The following is a 15650-nucleotide window of genomic DNA, read 5'->3' as shown; positions in this document are numbered from 1 at the left end:
CCGAGTAAATATTCGATGCTATAGTTGCCGCCAGAAAGCGCCGCAGGCGTTTATTTGAGCGCGCCTCATGTACTGCCAGCCTAGTCCAATCACGCCCCAGAAAGGGATGCATTTGTCGTATTGCAGCCACACGAGTTTCGGCGCACCACGCCCACGGCGCCCTGCGCTGCGCCGGCTCGCTCGTACGATGCTGGCGGCAGGCATGACACTTTCGCTGCCGGCGCAGGCGGCGGCAGCCGTCATGGCGCCGGCATTGCTGTGGCCGTATGCGGCTGCCAGCGCCACCGCCCTGGCGGGACTGGCTTGCTGGCAAGCCTGGCGCCTGCGCCAGCAGTTGCACCGCCAGCCCCAACCGGCGCAAGCCCAGGCCGAACAGGATGCCGTGCAAGCCTTGCGCGGCGCCACCATGGCCGGCTGGACCTGGCGGCCCCAGTCCGACCGGCTGCAGTTCGCGCCCCAGTACCAGGATGTCCTGGGCGACAAGAATGCCAAACTCGAGCATGCGCTGGCCGACTGGCTGGCCGAAGTCCACCGGGATGACCGCGCGCGCCTGAGCCTTGCTTTCCGCCAGCACCTGGATGGCCAGGCGCCCGGCACCTTCAATTGCGAATTCCGTTTGCGCCACAGCGACGGCCACTGGCGCTGGCTGCTGGCGCGCGGCGCCGTCCTGTCGCGCGCCTCGAACGGCGCCGCCACGCAGGCCAGCGGCATCGTCTGCGATATCAGCGAGCGCAAGCAGGATGAGCAATCGCGCATGCGCTCGATGCTGGAAGCGGCGCCCGAAGCCATGCTGGTGGCCGACGTCGAGGGCAAGGTGCATTACGCCAACCAGATCGGCGCGCGCTGCTTCGGCTATCCGCTGGCCGAATTGACGGGTATGTCACTGGAGCAATTGGTGCCGGAAAGCACGTCCAGCCACTCCGCGGGCGACCCGCAAGGGCGGCACAGCCTGCCAGGCCGGGTGATGATGGCGCGCCGCCGCGACGGCACGCACTTCCCCGCCAAGGTCAGCCTGTCGCCGCTGCGCATGGCCGGCCAGGTATTTTCCATCGTCTCGCTGCGCGACATGACGCAACGGCAACGCGCCGAAGAAGCGCTGCACGCCAGTTCGGAACGCTACCGCCTGATCGTGCAGACGGCCGCCGAAGGCATCTGGATGACGGATGCGAACGGCAAGACCACGTTCGTCAACCCGAAGATGGCGCACATGCTGGGCTACACGGTGCAGGAAATGCTGGGCCGTCCCCTGCTCGACTTCATGGACCGCGATAGCCAGTTGCTGATGCAGCGCCGCCTGGCCAGCCACGGCAGCTTCGCCAGCCAGCCGGACCAGGTCGATTTCCGCTTCTTCCGCAAGGACCAGTCCAGCCTATGGGGCTTGCTGTCGAGCACCAGCATCCAGTCGGACAACGGCGAGCCGGGCGGCACGCTGGCGATGATCACCGACATCACGGAACGGCGCCAGGCGTCGATCGCCCTGTCGAACTCGAGCCAGCGCATGGCGTCCGTATTCGGCGCCGTGACGAATGGCCTGGTGGTGCAGGACAGCCACGGCCACATATTGGAAAGCAATGCCGCCGCCGAACGCATGCTGGCGGCCAGTCCGGCCGGCAACAGCCTGTGGCAAGCCATCCGCGAAGACGGCTCCGCCTTCGACCAGCGCAGCCATCCCGTGCACATCACCCTGTCGACGGGCGAAGCCATGCGCGACGTGCTGATGGGCGTGCAGCAGCCCGACGGCAGCCTGTCGTGGCTATCCGTGAATACGGAAGCGATCCGCGATGAGTACGGCAAGGTGGGCATGGTGGTGGCCAGCCTGACGGACATCACGTATCACAAGCGCAGCGAGAGCGCCTTGCGCGAGCTCAATGAACATCTGGAAGAGCGCGTGGCACAGCGTACGGAACAGCTCGATCAAGCCAAGCAGGTGGCCGAAGAAGCGAGCCTGGCGAAGGGACAATTCCTGGCCAACATGAGCCATGAAATCCGCACGCCGATGAATGGCGTGATCGGCATGGCCTACCTGGCCCTCAAAACGGACCTGGAACCGCGCCAGCGCGACTACCTGGAAAAAATCCGCTTTGCCGGCGAGCACTTGCTGGGCATCATCGACGATATCCTCGACATCTCGAAAATCGAGGCGGGCAAGCTGGAAATCGAGCATGTCAACTTCAGTTTCGACCATGTCGTGCAAACCCTGATGACGGTGGTGGCGCCGCGCGCCGCCGGCAAGAACCTGGAACTGCTGTTCGAAATCGACCCGCAATTGCCCGCCGTGCTCGTGGGCGACCCGCTGCGCCTGGGGCAAGTGCTGATCAACTACGCCAATAACGCCATCAAGTTCAGCGAACAGGGCAGTATTACCGTAAAAGTGCGCCGGGTGGTGGCGGACGCGAAACACTGCCTCGTGCGCTTTGAAGTGTGCGACCACGGCATCGGCCTGTCGCAGGATGAAATGAGTAAACTCTTCCAGTCCTTCCAGCAAGCCGACACCTCCACCACGCGCGAATATGGCGGCACGGGCCTGGGCCTGGCCATCTGCAAGCAGCTGGCGCAGCTGATGGGCGGCGACGTGGGCGTCGACAGCCGTCCCGGCGCCGGCAGCACCTTCTGGTTCACGGCCAACCTGGGCATTTCCGACCAGGCCGCGCCCGCCATGCTCGACAGCATGGTGCAGACGGCGGCCGCCATGCGCGCCAGCGCCGACGCGGCCCTGGTGATGCGCACGCTCAAGCATGCACGCATCCTGCTGGTGGAAGACAATACGTTCAACCAGCAAGTGGCGCTGGAATTGCTGGAGGAAGCGGGCGCCTCCGTCTGCCTAGCCAACAATGGCGAGGAAGCGCTCGACCTGCTGCGCCAGACCCAGTTCGACTGCGTGCTGATGGACGTGCAGATGCCGCTGATGGATGGCTTGCAGGCGACGCGCCTCATCCGCGCCGACCCGCAACTGGCGCACCTGCGCGTGCTGGCCATGACGGCCACGGCCACCAGCGAAGACCGCGTGCGCTGCCTGGAGGCGGGCATGGACGATTTCATTTCCAAGCCCATCCAGCCAGCCATGATGTACCAGACCATCGCCAGCTGGCTGCCGGCGCACGAAACACCGCCGCCGCCGGCGCGCAGCCGCGCCGCGCCCGCCTTCAAGACCACCCTGGCGGGCGACCCGCAAGTGATCGACTTGTCCATCCTGGCCAAGTTGCTGGGCTACAACCCGGAAAAGGTGCGCAAATTCGCCTTCAAATTCCTGCAGACCACGCAGGATGGCTTCGGCGACATCGATGCGGCCCTGGCGCGCGGCGACGTGCACCAGGTGCGCGAACTGGGTCACCGCATCAAGTCGTCGGCGCGCACCGTGGGCGCCCTGGGGCTGGCCGAGCTGTGCCACAACCTGGAAACCCTGGCGCCGGGCGAACCGGCCGACGAGGCGGAGCGGGCACGGCGCATCGTCACGCGCCTGTGGCCCCTGCTGGAACAGATTACCGAACAAATCATGAATAACACCAGCTTTGCCAATGACGATTAGCTACCGCCAAATTGGATTGCGGCAAGGTATCGGCATCGACAACGATGCATATCAACAGAAAGACATGACGATGAACACTGTATCAAACCAAGCAAGCCGGGAACACAACGAAGCAGGCCTGGCGCCATTGCGCGTGCTGCTGCTGGACGACGACGTTTTCATGCTCGACGTGCTCAGCGACATGCTCGAGCAAATGGGCCAGTTCGATATCCGCTGCGAGTCGCACAGCGAACAGGCGCTGGCCACCCTGAAGCAGCACCAGCCCGACCTGCTGATCTGCGACCTGTCGATGCCCGACATCGACGGCATCGAATTTTTGCGCATGGCGGCGGAAAACGGCTTCCGCGGCGGCGTGGTCCTGCTGTCGGGCCTGCATTCGGCCGTGCGCCTGGCGGCCGAGCGCCTGGCCATGGCCAACGGCCTGCATATCCTGGGCACTTTCCGCAAGCCGATGGAAAGCGCGGAATTGCAGCTGATGGTGAACTTGCAACTGCAGCACTCGGCGCGGCTGGCCAGCGTGCAAGCCTGAGCGCGCAGGCCGGCCGGGAGGGAGGATACGGCGCTGCAGGCCAGCAGGCATGCGGCTTTGCCGCCCTGCCGGCACGCATGGGGACGATATGCCTCAAGTTTTTCTGCAATAATCGCCACGCTTTGAAAAAATGGGTTATTATTTCAGCCATCCCCGCCTGCATACCTCTGGTCGCACCTTCCAAGACATTGAAGTCGTGCCCATTGTCCCCATCTTCTAACTGCATTCCAGGAAGCATGGATGGCGAACCAGCGTATGGTTAATTCCAGGCATTATTGATCCCACCCTCATTTGAGGAAAATATGAGCGAAAATATCAAACACATTAGCGATGCATCTTTTGAAGCAGACGTCCTGAAATCCGATTTGCCAGTCCTGGTCGACTTCTGGGCAGAATGGTGCGGTCCCTGCAAGGCCATCGCCCCGATCCTGGAAGAAGTAGCCAAGGAATACGCCGGCCGCATCCAGATCGCCAAGATGGACGTGGACGCGAACCAGGCAGTACCTGCCAAGTTCGGCATCCGCGGCATCCCGACCCTGATCCTGTTCAAGGATGGTGTTGCAGCTGCTCAAAAAGTGGGCGCCATGGCCAAGGGCCAGTTGACCGCTTTCGTCGACAGCAACATTTAATGTATGATGGGCAGCGCTGCGCCCGCAGCGCCGCCTGACTGGAACGACCGGGAAGCGGCTTTGCCCTCATTCGTGCACAGCCTTCCCCAATAATTAATCAACGCCACGCAGTCCCCTCCCCTACCTTTACATCCCGTCTCGGGACACTCAACACATATGCATTTATCCGAACTAAAGGCCCTACACGTATCCGCCCTGCTTGAGATGGCGATCGGTCTTGACATTGACAACGCAGCCCGCTTGCGCAAACAGGAGCTGATGTTCGCTATCCTGAAAAAACGCGCCAAGTCCGGCGAACAGATTTTTGGCGACGGCGCCCTGGAAGTGCTGCCTGACGGCTTCGGCTTCCTGCGCTCGCCCGACGCCAGCTACATGGCGTCCACCGACGACATTTACATCTCCCCTTCGCAAATCCGCCGCTTCAATCTGCACACCGGCGATTCGATCGAAGGCGAGGTACGGACCCCGAAAGATGGCGAACGCTATTTCGCATTGGTCAAAGTCGACAAGGTCAACGGCGAATCGCCGGAGATGTCGAAACACCGCATCCTGTTTGAAAACCTGACGCCGCTGCACCCGAACGAGCCGCTGCGCCTGGAACGTGAAATGAATGGCCAGGAAAACATCACCGGCCGCATCATCGACCTGATCGCCCCGATCGGCAAAGGCCAGCGCGGCTTGCTGGTGGCGTCGCCGAAATCCGGTAAATCCGTGATCCTGCAGCACATCGCCCATGCGATCACGGCCAACCACCCGGACATCACCCTGATCGTGCTGCTGATCGACGAACGTCCGGAAGAAGTTACCGAAATGCAACGTTCGGTACGCGGCGAAGTCGTCGCCTCGACCTTCGACGAGCCGGCCACGCGCCACGTGCAAGTGGCCGAGATGGTGCTGGAAAAAGCCAAGCGCCTGGTCGAAATGAAAAAAGACGTCGTGATCCTGCTGGACTCGATCACCCGCCTGGCACGCGCCTACAACACCGTGATCCCTGCCTCGGGCAAAGTCCTGACCGGTGGTGTCGACGCGAATGCGCTGCAACGTCCAAAACGCTTCTTCGGCGCCGCGCGCAATATCGAAGAAGGCGGCTCGCTGACCATCATCGCCACGGCGCTGATCGAAACGGGTTCGCGCATGGATGACGTGATCTTTGAAGAATTCAAGGGTACCGGCAACATGGAAGTGCATCTGGAACGCCGTTTGGCTGAAAAACGTGTCTATCCGGCAATTAACCTGAACAAATCGGGTACCCGCCGCGAAGAATTGCTGATCAAGCCGAACGAACTGCAAAAAATCTGGATTTTGCGCAAGTTGCTGTACTCGATGGACGAGATCGAGGCGATGGAGTTCATTCTGGACAAGATGAAAGCGACGAAAAACAACGCAGAATTCTTCGACATGATGCGCCGAGGGGGGTAAACCTACTGCGCGTCCCGCTCTACGGCCTGTGTTGCTCGCTGTACCTTCGTACAGCTGCGCTACTCGGCCGTATATCGGGCCTGCTCGCTACGGTTTCCCTCCCCTCGGTGGTACATTTCCGTGCACTACCGGCCCAAGCCGCTCATCGAGTGGCTTTTTTATTGCCGTCCGCCGGAAAGCGCTATATAATCGACGGTTGCATTATTTTAAACCCTGGCAAGTGATCGGCAATCGGGTCAAGAAGCTGGACGACCGACGAAGTGCTGTTTGGCTACCAAACTAGAGAGAAGACCATGAAAGTCGATACCCATCCAGAATACCGCGAAGTTGTTTTCCACGATCTGTCGTGCGATTTCAAATTCGTTACCCGCTCGACCATCCAAACCCGCGAAAAAATCACCCACGACGGTAAAGAATACCCACTGGTGAAGATCGAGGTTTCGGCTGAATCGCACCCATTCTTCACGGGCAAGCACAAAATCGTCGATACCGCCGGTCGCGTCGAGAAGTTCCGTCAGAAGTTCGGTTCGGTTGGTTCGAAAACCGCAGTCGCAGCAGGCTAATTTTTGCCGCATTGCGGCAAAAAAGGGCAGCTTCGGCTACCAGAGAAAAGGCAGCTACGGCTGCCTTTTTTGTCTTTGGCCGCTTTACTTTATACTCGCGCATACCCGACGCCATTCGTCGCGTCTTGCCACTATTCTGATACCGATTATCGATGAAGCCAGTCCGCCTTCCCGCCGCCGCCACACTCGCGCTGCCACGATGGGCCTTGTTTGCGCTCGGCCTGCTGTACATCCTGCCTGGCCTGATTGGCCGCGAACCGTGGAAGAACGATGATGCCGCCAGTTTCGGCATCATGTGGACCATGGCGCATGGCGGCCTGAACGACTGGCTGTGGCCCAACGTGGCCGGCCTGTCGCTGCCCGATGAAGGTCCGCTGGCCTTCTGGCTGGGCGCCATTTTCATCAAGCTGTTCGGCTGGATCGACGGCGACGTCTTTGGCGCGCGTATGTCGACCATCGGCATCTTCGTCGTCAGCACCCTGTCCGTCTGGTACACCGCCTTCAACCTGGGACGCCGCAGCGATGCCCAGCCGCTGCGCCTGGCCTTCGGCGGCCAGCCCGAGCCGGACGACTTCGGCCGCACCCTGGCCGATGCCGCCGTGCTCATCTACCTGGGTTGCCTGGGCCTGCTGCAGCACAGCCACGACATCACGGCCGAAGCGCTGTACGTGTCCCTGATGGCCTATTTGCTGTACCGCGCCGTGCGCTACATGGAAGGCCCGTCCGTGCGCAATGCGGCCCTGCTGGGCCTGGCGATGGGCGGCCTGACCCTGGCGCGCGGCTGGATCACGCCGGCGGCGCTGAGCATCGCCTTGCTGCTGTGCACTATCTTCCTGCGCCTGCCGTTGCTGCGCAGCATACGCCACCTGGCGCTGGCCATCCTGATCGGCATCGCGCTGACCCTCGTCTGGCTGCTGCCGGGCGAATGGCTGCTGCCGTACGGCCATTCGCCGCTGCACGCCTGGATGGAGTGGAATTGCCGCCAGTTCAGCGCTCCGAGCCTGAAAAGCGTGCAGTATTTCCTGCGTGTCGGCATCTGGTTCTTCTGGCCTGCATGGCCTTTCGCCGCCTGGGCCGTGTACGCCTGGCGCCGCCAGCACCACGTGCTGCACATCGTCGTGCCGCTGACTTTTGTTGCAATGCTGGCAATATTGGGCCTGTGCCATCCCGATCCCGACCCGAGCCAGTTGCTGCCCCTGCTGCCGCCGTTGGCCGTCATGGCCGCGTTTGGCTTGCTGACCATGAAGCGGGGCGCCATCAACGCCATCGACTGGTTCTCCGTGATGGTGCTGACCATCTGCGCCCTCGCGCTGTGGCTGTTCTGGTTCGCCATCCTGACCGGCTGGCCGCCAAAACTGGCGCATAACGCCCTGAAACTGATGCCAGGCTTCAAGCCCGAGCTGGACTTGCTGGCCTTTTTCGTGGCCGCCTGCGTCAGCGCGGGCTGGGTGGCGCTGGTGCACTGGCGCATCTCGCGCCAGCCGGCCGTGCTGTGGCGCGCCGTGGTGCTGTCGTCCGGCGGCCTGATCCTGATCTGGGTGCTGATCATGACCCTGTTCCTGCCGCCGCTGAACTACAGCAAGAGCTACGCCAGCGTGGCGCACCAGATTTCCATCCACCTGCCGCCGGGCAGCAAGTGCATCAACAGCAACGTCGGCGCTGCCCAGCGCGCCTCGTTCGCCTACTTCGGCCACTTGCCGTTTGCCAGCGTGGGGCAGCAGGAATGCGATGTGTTCCTGTTGCAAGACAGCATCAAGGTTCCTGACAGCAAGGAACAATTGCCCGAGCACCACGGCGCGGACTGGATCAAGCTGTGGGAAGGGCGCCGCCCCACGGATGACGTGGAACGCTTCCGCCTGTACCAGCGCGTCAGGTAAGCAGAAAAAACCGGGCCTGGCCCGGTTTTTTTATGTCCGCAAGCCAATCACTGCCGACAGCAAAAGTGTTGCTTTTAAATATAGTTAATTACCTAAATTGAACTAGAATTGCTTTTTATATTATAATGATGGCTTGCGCGATGGCGGTGTCTTGCTTTCCCGCCCTATTCGTCCCCCAATTCACCATAAGGCTGTCCATGAAAAAATTTGCCACACGTACCTTGCCGCTCATCAGCGCCGCCCTGTTTGCCTTCTCCTTCAGCGCCTCGGCCCAGGCCACCGTGATTGACCTCGGCGTCGCCAACGGCTACTCGGCCTTCATCTTCGGCAACATCGGCAGCAGCAACGCCAGCGGCTTTACCAGCGTCAGCGGCAGCCTGGCCGCCGGCGGCAATATCTATCTGGAAGGCTACAGCGTCGGCACGAACAAGAAGCCGGGCAGCGCCGCCAACACGCTGGTCGCCGGTAACAACCTGAACATCGGCGGCGGCAGCATCAACGGTACGGGCGTATATGGCGTGAGCAATGCCAACGGCACCGTGACGGCGCCATCGTGGTACCCAACGGGCACCTTCAGCAAGGGCAATGCTTCCACCCTGGACTTCGCAGCTGCCCAGCAGCAACTGACGACCCTGTCGGGCGATGTGGCCAAGCTGCAATCGAACGGCACCGTGATTTCGCAATACGGCGGCTTCAAGCTGGTAGGCGACATCAACGCCGACGTCAACGTCTTCACGATCAATGCAAACGACCTGCATAACCTGAGCCTGGACGTCTCGTCGCTGAAAAGCACGGCCAGCATCATCATCAACGGCACCGCCACCAACATCACCATGAGCGGCGGCTTCGACAATTTCGGCAGCTTCGCCGACCGCACGCTGCTGAACTTCGCCAATGCCACCACCACCAGCCTGAACAACGTTGGCATCAACGGCAGCATCCTGGCGCCGAACGCCGCGTTTTCCGGTTCGGGCAGCATGAACGGCACCCTGGTCGCCAATTCGGTCAGCTCGATCAATTATGGCCACGTCTCGATGAACGGCGCCGGCTTCAACACGGTGAACGTCTCGGCCGTGCCGGAACCAGGCACCTACGCCATGCTGCTGGCCGGCCTGGGCTTGCTGGCCTTCGTGCGCCGCCGCACGCCAGCGCGCGCACCGCAAGCCGCGATGGCCTGAGCTTTACGCTGAATCCATAAAAAACACCGGGCCGCGCGAGCGTCCCGGTGTTTTTTTATGCGCTGGCGAAAGACTTAGTCCCCGCTCAGCCCCAGATCCGTCGCCACCTGCTTGCGCAACAGGTATTTCTGGATCTTGCCCGTCACCGTCATGGGGAATTCCTCGACGAAACGCACGTAGCGGGGAATCTTGTAATAGGCGATCTGCCCATCGCAAAAGGCGCGGATGTCGTCGCTGGTGGCCTGCGTGCCCGGACGCAAGATGATGCAGGCGCATAACTCTTCACCGTACTTGGCATCCGGCACGCCCACGCATTGCACGTCGAGCACGCTCGGGTGGCGGTACAGGAATTCCTCGACTTCGCGCGGATAGATGTTTTCGCCGCCGCGGATGACCATATCTTTCGAGCGGCCGACGATGCTGCAAAAGCCGTTGGCGTCGATCACGGCCAGGTCGCCCGTGTGCATCCAGCGCGCCGCATCGATGGCCTCGCTGGTTTTTTCTGGATCGCCCCAGTAACCCTGCATCACGGAATAGCCGCGCGTGAGCAATTCACCCTTTTCGCCGCGCGGCACGATGCGCCCCTCCGCATCGACGATTTTCACTTCCAGGTGCGGATGGACCCTGCCGATGGACGACACGCGCATTTCGCGCGGATCCTCGATCGCCGTCTGGAAACTGACGGGCGACGTTTCCGTCATGCCATACGCAATCGTAATTTCCGCCATGTGCATCAGCTCGATGACCCGCGTCATGACTTCCATCGGGCAGGGCGAACCGGCCATGATACCGGTGCGCAAATTCGACAGATCGTATTGCTTGAAATCAGGATGGTCGAGGATAGCGATGAACATGGTCGGCACGCCGTGCAGCCCAGTGCAGCGTTCGGCCTGCACGGTTTCCAGCACGGCTTTCGGGTCGAAACCTTCGCCGGGAAACACCATGGCTGCGCCATGCGTGACGCAGGCCAGGTTGCCCAGCACCATGCCGAAGCAGTGGTACAGGGGCACGGGAATGCACAAGCGGTCCTGTTGCGTCAGGCGCATGGCTTCGCCGATGAAGAAACCGTTGTTCAGGATATTGTGGTGCGTCAAGGTGGCGCCCTTCGGCGCGCCCGTGGTGCCGGACGTGAACTGAATGTTGACGGCGTCGTCAAACTGCAAGGTCGCGCTCACTTCTTCCAGGTGCGCCAGGTCGCCGTCGGTAATGCCGTCCATCAAGGCGTCGAAGCTGTGCATGCCGGTGGTGGCGGCCGCGCCCAGGCGGATGACGTGGCGCAATTGCGGCAAGCGCGGCGACTGCAGGGCGCCGGCGCGCGAACGGGCGATTTCCGGCACCACATCTTGCACGATGGCCAGGTAATCGCTGGACTTGAAGCTGGGCGACAGGATCAGCGCGCTGCACTGCACCTTGTCGAGCACGTATTCGAGTTCCGAACGCCGGTAGGCGGGGTTGATGTTGACCATGATCAAGCCGGCTTTCGCCGTGGCAAACTGCGTCAGCACCCATTCGGCGCAGTTCTGCGACCAGATGCCGACCCGGTCGCCCGGCTGCAAGCCCAGCTTCAGCAAGCCGGCGGCCAGGCGGTGCACGCGCTGCTGGAATTCCAGATACGTCCAGCGCACGTTCTGGTGCGCCACGATCAGGGCGTCGTGCTGGCCGTAGCGGGCGGCGATACCATCGAGGTAAGCGCCTATCGTTTCGCCGATCAACGGCGTCTCGTGGGCGCCGTGTACATAACTCATTGCTTGCATGCTGTCTCCAGGGTAATGGCGCGACGCGCTCTTCTTATGGTCATCGACTACAAAAATTATAGCCGCAACCGCCCCCGTACTGCACCGGCTTGCTGTAATGTGCAGGCCAGCACACCCGACATTCACGGCACCATGACAGGCAACACGCAGCACCCGCCCGAACAGGGCTTCATCCTGACCCGCCACTGGCGCGACACGCCCGCCGGCACGGAGGTCGATTTCTGGCTGGCAACGGATGCCGGGCCCCGCCACGTGCGCCTGCCCGTGCAGACGGCCGTCGCCTTCCTTCCCATGGAGCAACAGGAACAGGCGCAACAGCTGCTGCGCGGCGAGCGCCACGCGGAACTGCGTCCCCTGTCGCTGTGCGATTTCCACCATCGCCCCGTGCTGGGACTGTACTGCAAGCAATACCGGCATTTGCTGAAGCTGGAAAAGCAGCTGCGCGCGCACGGCATCGACGTGTATGAAGCCGACATCCGCCCGCCCGAGCGCTATCTGATGGAGCGTTTTATTACGGCGCCGGTGACATTCAGCGGAGAAACACTGCAGGAAGTGCAGCTGAAACCGGCGCCCGGCTACCGTCCCGCATTAAAACTGGTATCGCTCGATATCGAGACGACGGCCCATGGCGAGCTGTATTCGCTGGCCCTGGAGGGCTGCGGCCAGCGCCAGGTCTACATGCTGGGCCCGCCAAACGGCGTCGACGGGGAACGCGACTTCGACCTCGAATACTGCGACTCGCGCGCACAGATCCTCGACCGCCTGAATACGTGGATGGAGCGCCACGATCCGGACGCCATCATCGGCTGGAACCTGGTGCAGTTCGACTTGCGCGTGCTCAAGCAACATGCTGAGCGTTATCAAGTCCCGTTGAAGCTGGGACGGGGCGGCGCCGTGATGGAATGGCGCGAACATGGCGGCAAGCAGGAGCATTACTTTGCGGCCGCCGCGGGCCGGCTGATCATCGACGGCATCGAAGCATTGAAATCGGCGACGTGGAATTTCTCCTCGTTCAGCCTGGAAAACGTGGCGCAGACCTTGTTGGGCGAAGGCAAGTCCATCGACAATCCCTACCAGCGCATGGCCGAGATCGACCGGCGTTTCCGCGAAGACAAGCCGGCGCTAGCCCGCTACAACCTCAAGGATTGCGAGCTGGTCACGCGCATCTTCGCCAAGACCGAGCTGCTGACCTTCTTGCTGGAACGGGCCAGCGTGACGGGCCTGGCGGCCGACCGCAGCGGCGGCTCCGTGGCCGCCTTCGAACATTTGTACTTGCCGCTGATGCACCGGCAGGGTTACGTGGCGCCCAACCTGGGCGATGTGTCCGGCGAAAACAGCCCCGGCGGCTTCGTCATGGATTCGCAGTCGGGCCTGTACGATTCCGTGCTCGTGCTCGACTACAAAAGCCTGTACCCGTCCATCATCCGCACCTTCCTCATCGACCCCGTCGGCCTGGTGGTGGGCACCAGCGGCGATGAAGCCGACATCGTGCCCGGCTACCGGGGCGCGCAGTTTTCGCGTGTGAAACATTGCCTGCCCGCCATCGTGAAACAGGTGTGGCAGGGCCGCGAGATAGCCAAGCGCGAGCGCAACGCGCCGCTGTCGCAAGCCTTGAAAATCATCATGAACGCGTTTTACGGCGTGCTGGGCTCCAGCGGCTGCCGCTTTTTCGACCCGCGCCTCGCTTCGTCGATCACCCTGCGCGGCCACGACATCATGCACCGCACGCGCGAACTGATCACCGAGCAAGGATATCAAGTCATCTACGGCGACACGGATTCCACCTTCGTGTGGCTGAAAACGGCACATACGGATGAAGAGGCGGGCAAGATCGGCCGCGCCCTCGTGACGCATGTGAACGCCTGGTGGGACCAGCATCTGCGCGAGGAATTCGGCCTGGAAAATGCGCTGGAACTGGAATTCGAGACGCATTACCGGCGTTTCCTGATGCCCACCATCCGCGGCTCGGAGGAAGGCAGCAAGAAGCGCTACGCGGGCCTGGTGGGCAAGCCCGACGGCAGCGAGCAGATGGTCTACAAGGGCCTGGAAACGGTGCGCAGCGACTGGACGCCGCTGGCGCAGCAATTCCAGCAAGCCTTGTACCTGCGCATCTTCCAGCGCGACGCCTACCAGGACTATGTGCGCGACTACGTGGCGCGCACGGTGCGCGGCGAATTCGATGCTTTATTGGTCTACCGCAAGCGCCTGCGCCGCCCGCTCGACGATTACCAGCGCAACGTGCCGCCCCACGTGCGCGCGGCGCGCACGGCCGACGCCTACAACCTGGCGCAGGGCCGGCCGCTGCAGTACCAGAACGGCGGCTGGATCAGCTATGTCATCACGGTGGCCGGGCCGGAACCGCTGGAAACGCAGCGCTCGCCCATCGACTACCACCATTACCTGACGCGCCAGCTGCAGCCGGTGGCCGACGCGATATTGCCCTTCCTGGGCGATGATTTTTCGCGCCTCGTGTCCGGCCAGCAGGATTTGTTTTAGATCAATTTTACTGACCAGCATGACAAAGCTGAGGTAATATCGGCGCCTGCCGGGCTTATCTGCCCCTGCCCAACAGGCGCTGTGCGCCGCGGCAGCGTAAAATACGCCATGGCGAAAGAATAAGAGCTGCACGAAGAAGAAGATGCCATTCCAGACGAGAATCGTTCGCAACAGGATTTTCCACGCTGAAATGGCGCATAATTTCACACTATGTTGAACCAGCGGGCAGCGCGTTTAGCCGTCTGCCCCGCTAATTTTTGAATGAATTGATACCATGACCGAGATCACGTCCTTAAGAGACATCCCGCAAAAAAATATCTTCCGCAAGGGCGACACCTTTGTGCTGTTCGGCGAGCTGTTCGGCCGCGGCTATGTGAATGGCTTGCTGGACGAAGCACGCAAGGCGGGCATGAATATCGTCGGCATGACGGTTGGCCGCCGCGATGAAAACATGGCGCTGCGCCCGCTGAACGCGGAAGAGCTGGCCGAAGCCGAAGCCAACCTGGGCGGCCGCATCATCAATGTGCCGCTGATGGCCGGTTTCGACCTGGACGCGCCTGCCGGCGAGCCGACCCCGACGGCCCTGCTGGCCGACATGACCCTGAAAAGCTGGCAAGAAGACAAGCTGGACTGGGCACAGATCGAACGCTGCCGCGAAGCCGGCATCGCCCGCTTCAGCGCTTCCGTGGCGAAAGCCATGGCCGAGCTGGACAGCCTGATTCCTGACGGCAGCAATGTGTATTTCGCCCACACCATGGCCGGCGGCATTCCGAAAGTCAAAGTCTTCCTGGCGATTGCCAACCGCATCTACAAAGGCCGCGGCGAGCGCTTCATGTCCTCGCGCGCCCTGCTCGACAGCGACCTGGGCAAGCTGATCCTGATGAACTTCGACGAAGTCACGGCCAATACGCTGCAACACCTGATCGACGGCAGCGCCGCCATCCGCGCCCGCATCGAGCAAGCAGGCGGCCAGGTGCGCTACAGCGCCTACGGCTACCACGGCACGGAGATCTTGATCGACGGCAAGTACCAGTGGCAAACGTACAGCAACTACACGCAAGGCCTGGCCAAGATGCGCCTGGAAAACGTGGCCAAGGCCGCGTGGGAAAAAGGCATCAAGGCGACCGTCTTCAATTGCCCGGAAATCCGCACGAATTCGTCCGACATTTTCGTCGGCGTGGAACTGTCCCTGTTCCCCCTGCTCGACGCGCTGAAAAAAGAAGGCGGCGCAGCCTGGGCCGAAGAGCAATGGAAAATCTGCCAGGGCTTGCTGGAAGACGGCGTTTCGCTGCAAGACTTGCTCGACCGTATCGCCGCCTACAACGGCGACGCCACCAGCGTGCAGTTCCGCAACTTCGCCGCCTGGCCGATGGACAACACGCCAGAGCTGGCCGACGTCATGATCGGTACCTCGGACGACATCACCAAGCTGCACAAGGACCGCAAGGAACTGATCACCGACCACCTGAGCTCGCTGGTCCTGGAAGGCACGGGCCCGCTGATGTTCCACGCCATGTCGGAGCCGCAAGCGCCCGTCGTCTGGCTGAACCACGACATCATCGCGCGCCAGCTGAACTCGGTTCACAACTGAGCTTGATGTAGCGCAAGCTGCCAGACACCGACGGCCCGGCTCATCCCCGGGCCGTCGGCGTTTCTACGGCCGCCATGCGCTACAGGAT

Annotated in this window: 10 protein-coding genes; 9 read left to right on the top strand and 1 reads right to left on the bottom strand. The window is 61.9% G+C overall.

Annotated elements, in window-relative coordinates:
* Positions 1 to 202: 202 nt before the first annotated feature.
* The 7 genes from CLU94_RS16580 (at position 203) to CLU94_RS16550 (ending at position 9721) form a co-directional block, all read left to right on the top strand.
* Entirely contained in the window at positions 203 to 3526 is a 3324-nt protein-coding gene (locus CLU94_RS16580) for a PAS domain-containing hybrid sensor histidine kinase/response regulator (RefSeq protein WP_099668352.1), read from the top strand.
* Between the two features lie 70 nt (positions 3527 to 3596).
* Complete coding sequence (locus CLU94_RS16575) at positions 3597 to 4055, top strand: response regulator (RefSeq protein ID WP_077409296.1); 459 nt, start codon at positions 3597 to 3599, stop codon at positions 4053 to 4055.
* Positions 4056 to 4357: 302 nt separating this feature from the next.
* Entirely contained in the window at positions 4358 to 4684 is a 327-nt protein-coding gene (gene trxA / locus CLU94_RS16570; RefSeq protein ID WP_077408631.1) for a thioredoxin TrxA, read from the top strand.
* Between the two features lie 156 nt (positions 4685 to 4840).
* Entirely contained in the window at positions 4841 to 6103 is a 1263-nt protein-coding gene (rho, locus tag CLU94_RS16565; protein WP_034746249.1) for a transcription termination factor Rho, read from the top strand.
* Positions 6104 to 6396: 293 nt separating this feature from the next.
* Entirely contained in the window at positions 6397 to 6666 is a 270-nt protein-coding gene (locus CLU94_RS16560; RefSeq protein WP_034746247.1) for a type B 50S ribosomal protein L31, read from the top strand.
* A 152-nt stretch (positions 6667 to 6818) separates the two neighbouring features.
* The gene (locus tag CLU94_RS16555) at positions 6819 to 8543 is read left to right on the top strand and encodes an ArnT family glycosyltransferase (RefSeq protein WP_099666404.1); all 1725 of its coding nucleotides are present in this window, start codon (positions 6819 to 6821) and stop codon (positions 8541 to 8543) included.
* A 197-nt stretch (positions 8544 to 8740) separates the two neighbouring features.
* Complete coding sequence (locus CLU94_RS16550) at positions 8741 to 9721, top strand: choice-of-anchor A family protein (protein WP_099666403.1); 981 nt, start codon at positions 8741 to 8743, stop codon at positions 9719 to 9721.
* A gap of 74 nt (positions 9722 to 9795) precedes the next feature.
* Here the strand turns inward: CLU94_RS16550 and CLU94_RS16545 are convergent, their stop codons facing one another.
* On the bottom strand, positions 9796 to 11475 hold the full coding sequence (locus CLU94_RS16545; RefSeq protein WP_099666402.1) for an AMP-binding protein: 1680 nt from the start codon (positions 11473 to 11475) through the stop codon (positions 9796 to 9798).
* 132 nt (positions 11476 to 11607) lie between these two features.
* Here CLU94_RS16545 and CLU94_RS16540 point away from each other — a divergent pair, with 132 nt between their 5' ends.
* Positions 11608 to 13971 (top strand): DNA polymerase II, encoded by a 2364-nt coding sequence (locus CLU94_RS16540; RefSeq protein ID WP_099666401.1) that lies wholly within the window; start codon positions 11608 to 11610, stop codon positions 13969 to 13971.
* Positions 13972 to 14245: 274 nt separating this feature from the next.
* Complete coding sequence (locus tag CLU94_RS16535; protein WP_077408635.1) at positions 14246 to 15562, top strand: enoyl ACP reductase FabMG family protein; 1317 nt, start codon at positions 14246 to 14248, stop codon at positions 15560 to 15562.
* The last annotated feature ends 88 nt before the right edge of the window (positions 15563 to 15650 follow it).

Source organism: Janthinobacterium sp. 13, assembly GCF_002749695.1.
Lineage (GTDB): Bacteria > Pseudomonadota > Gammaproteobacteria > Burkholderiales > Burkholderiaceae_D > Janthinobacterium > Janthinobacterium kumbetense.
This window is presented reverse-complemented; position numbering and strand designations above follow the sequence as displayed.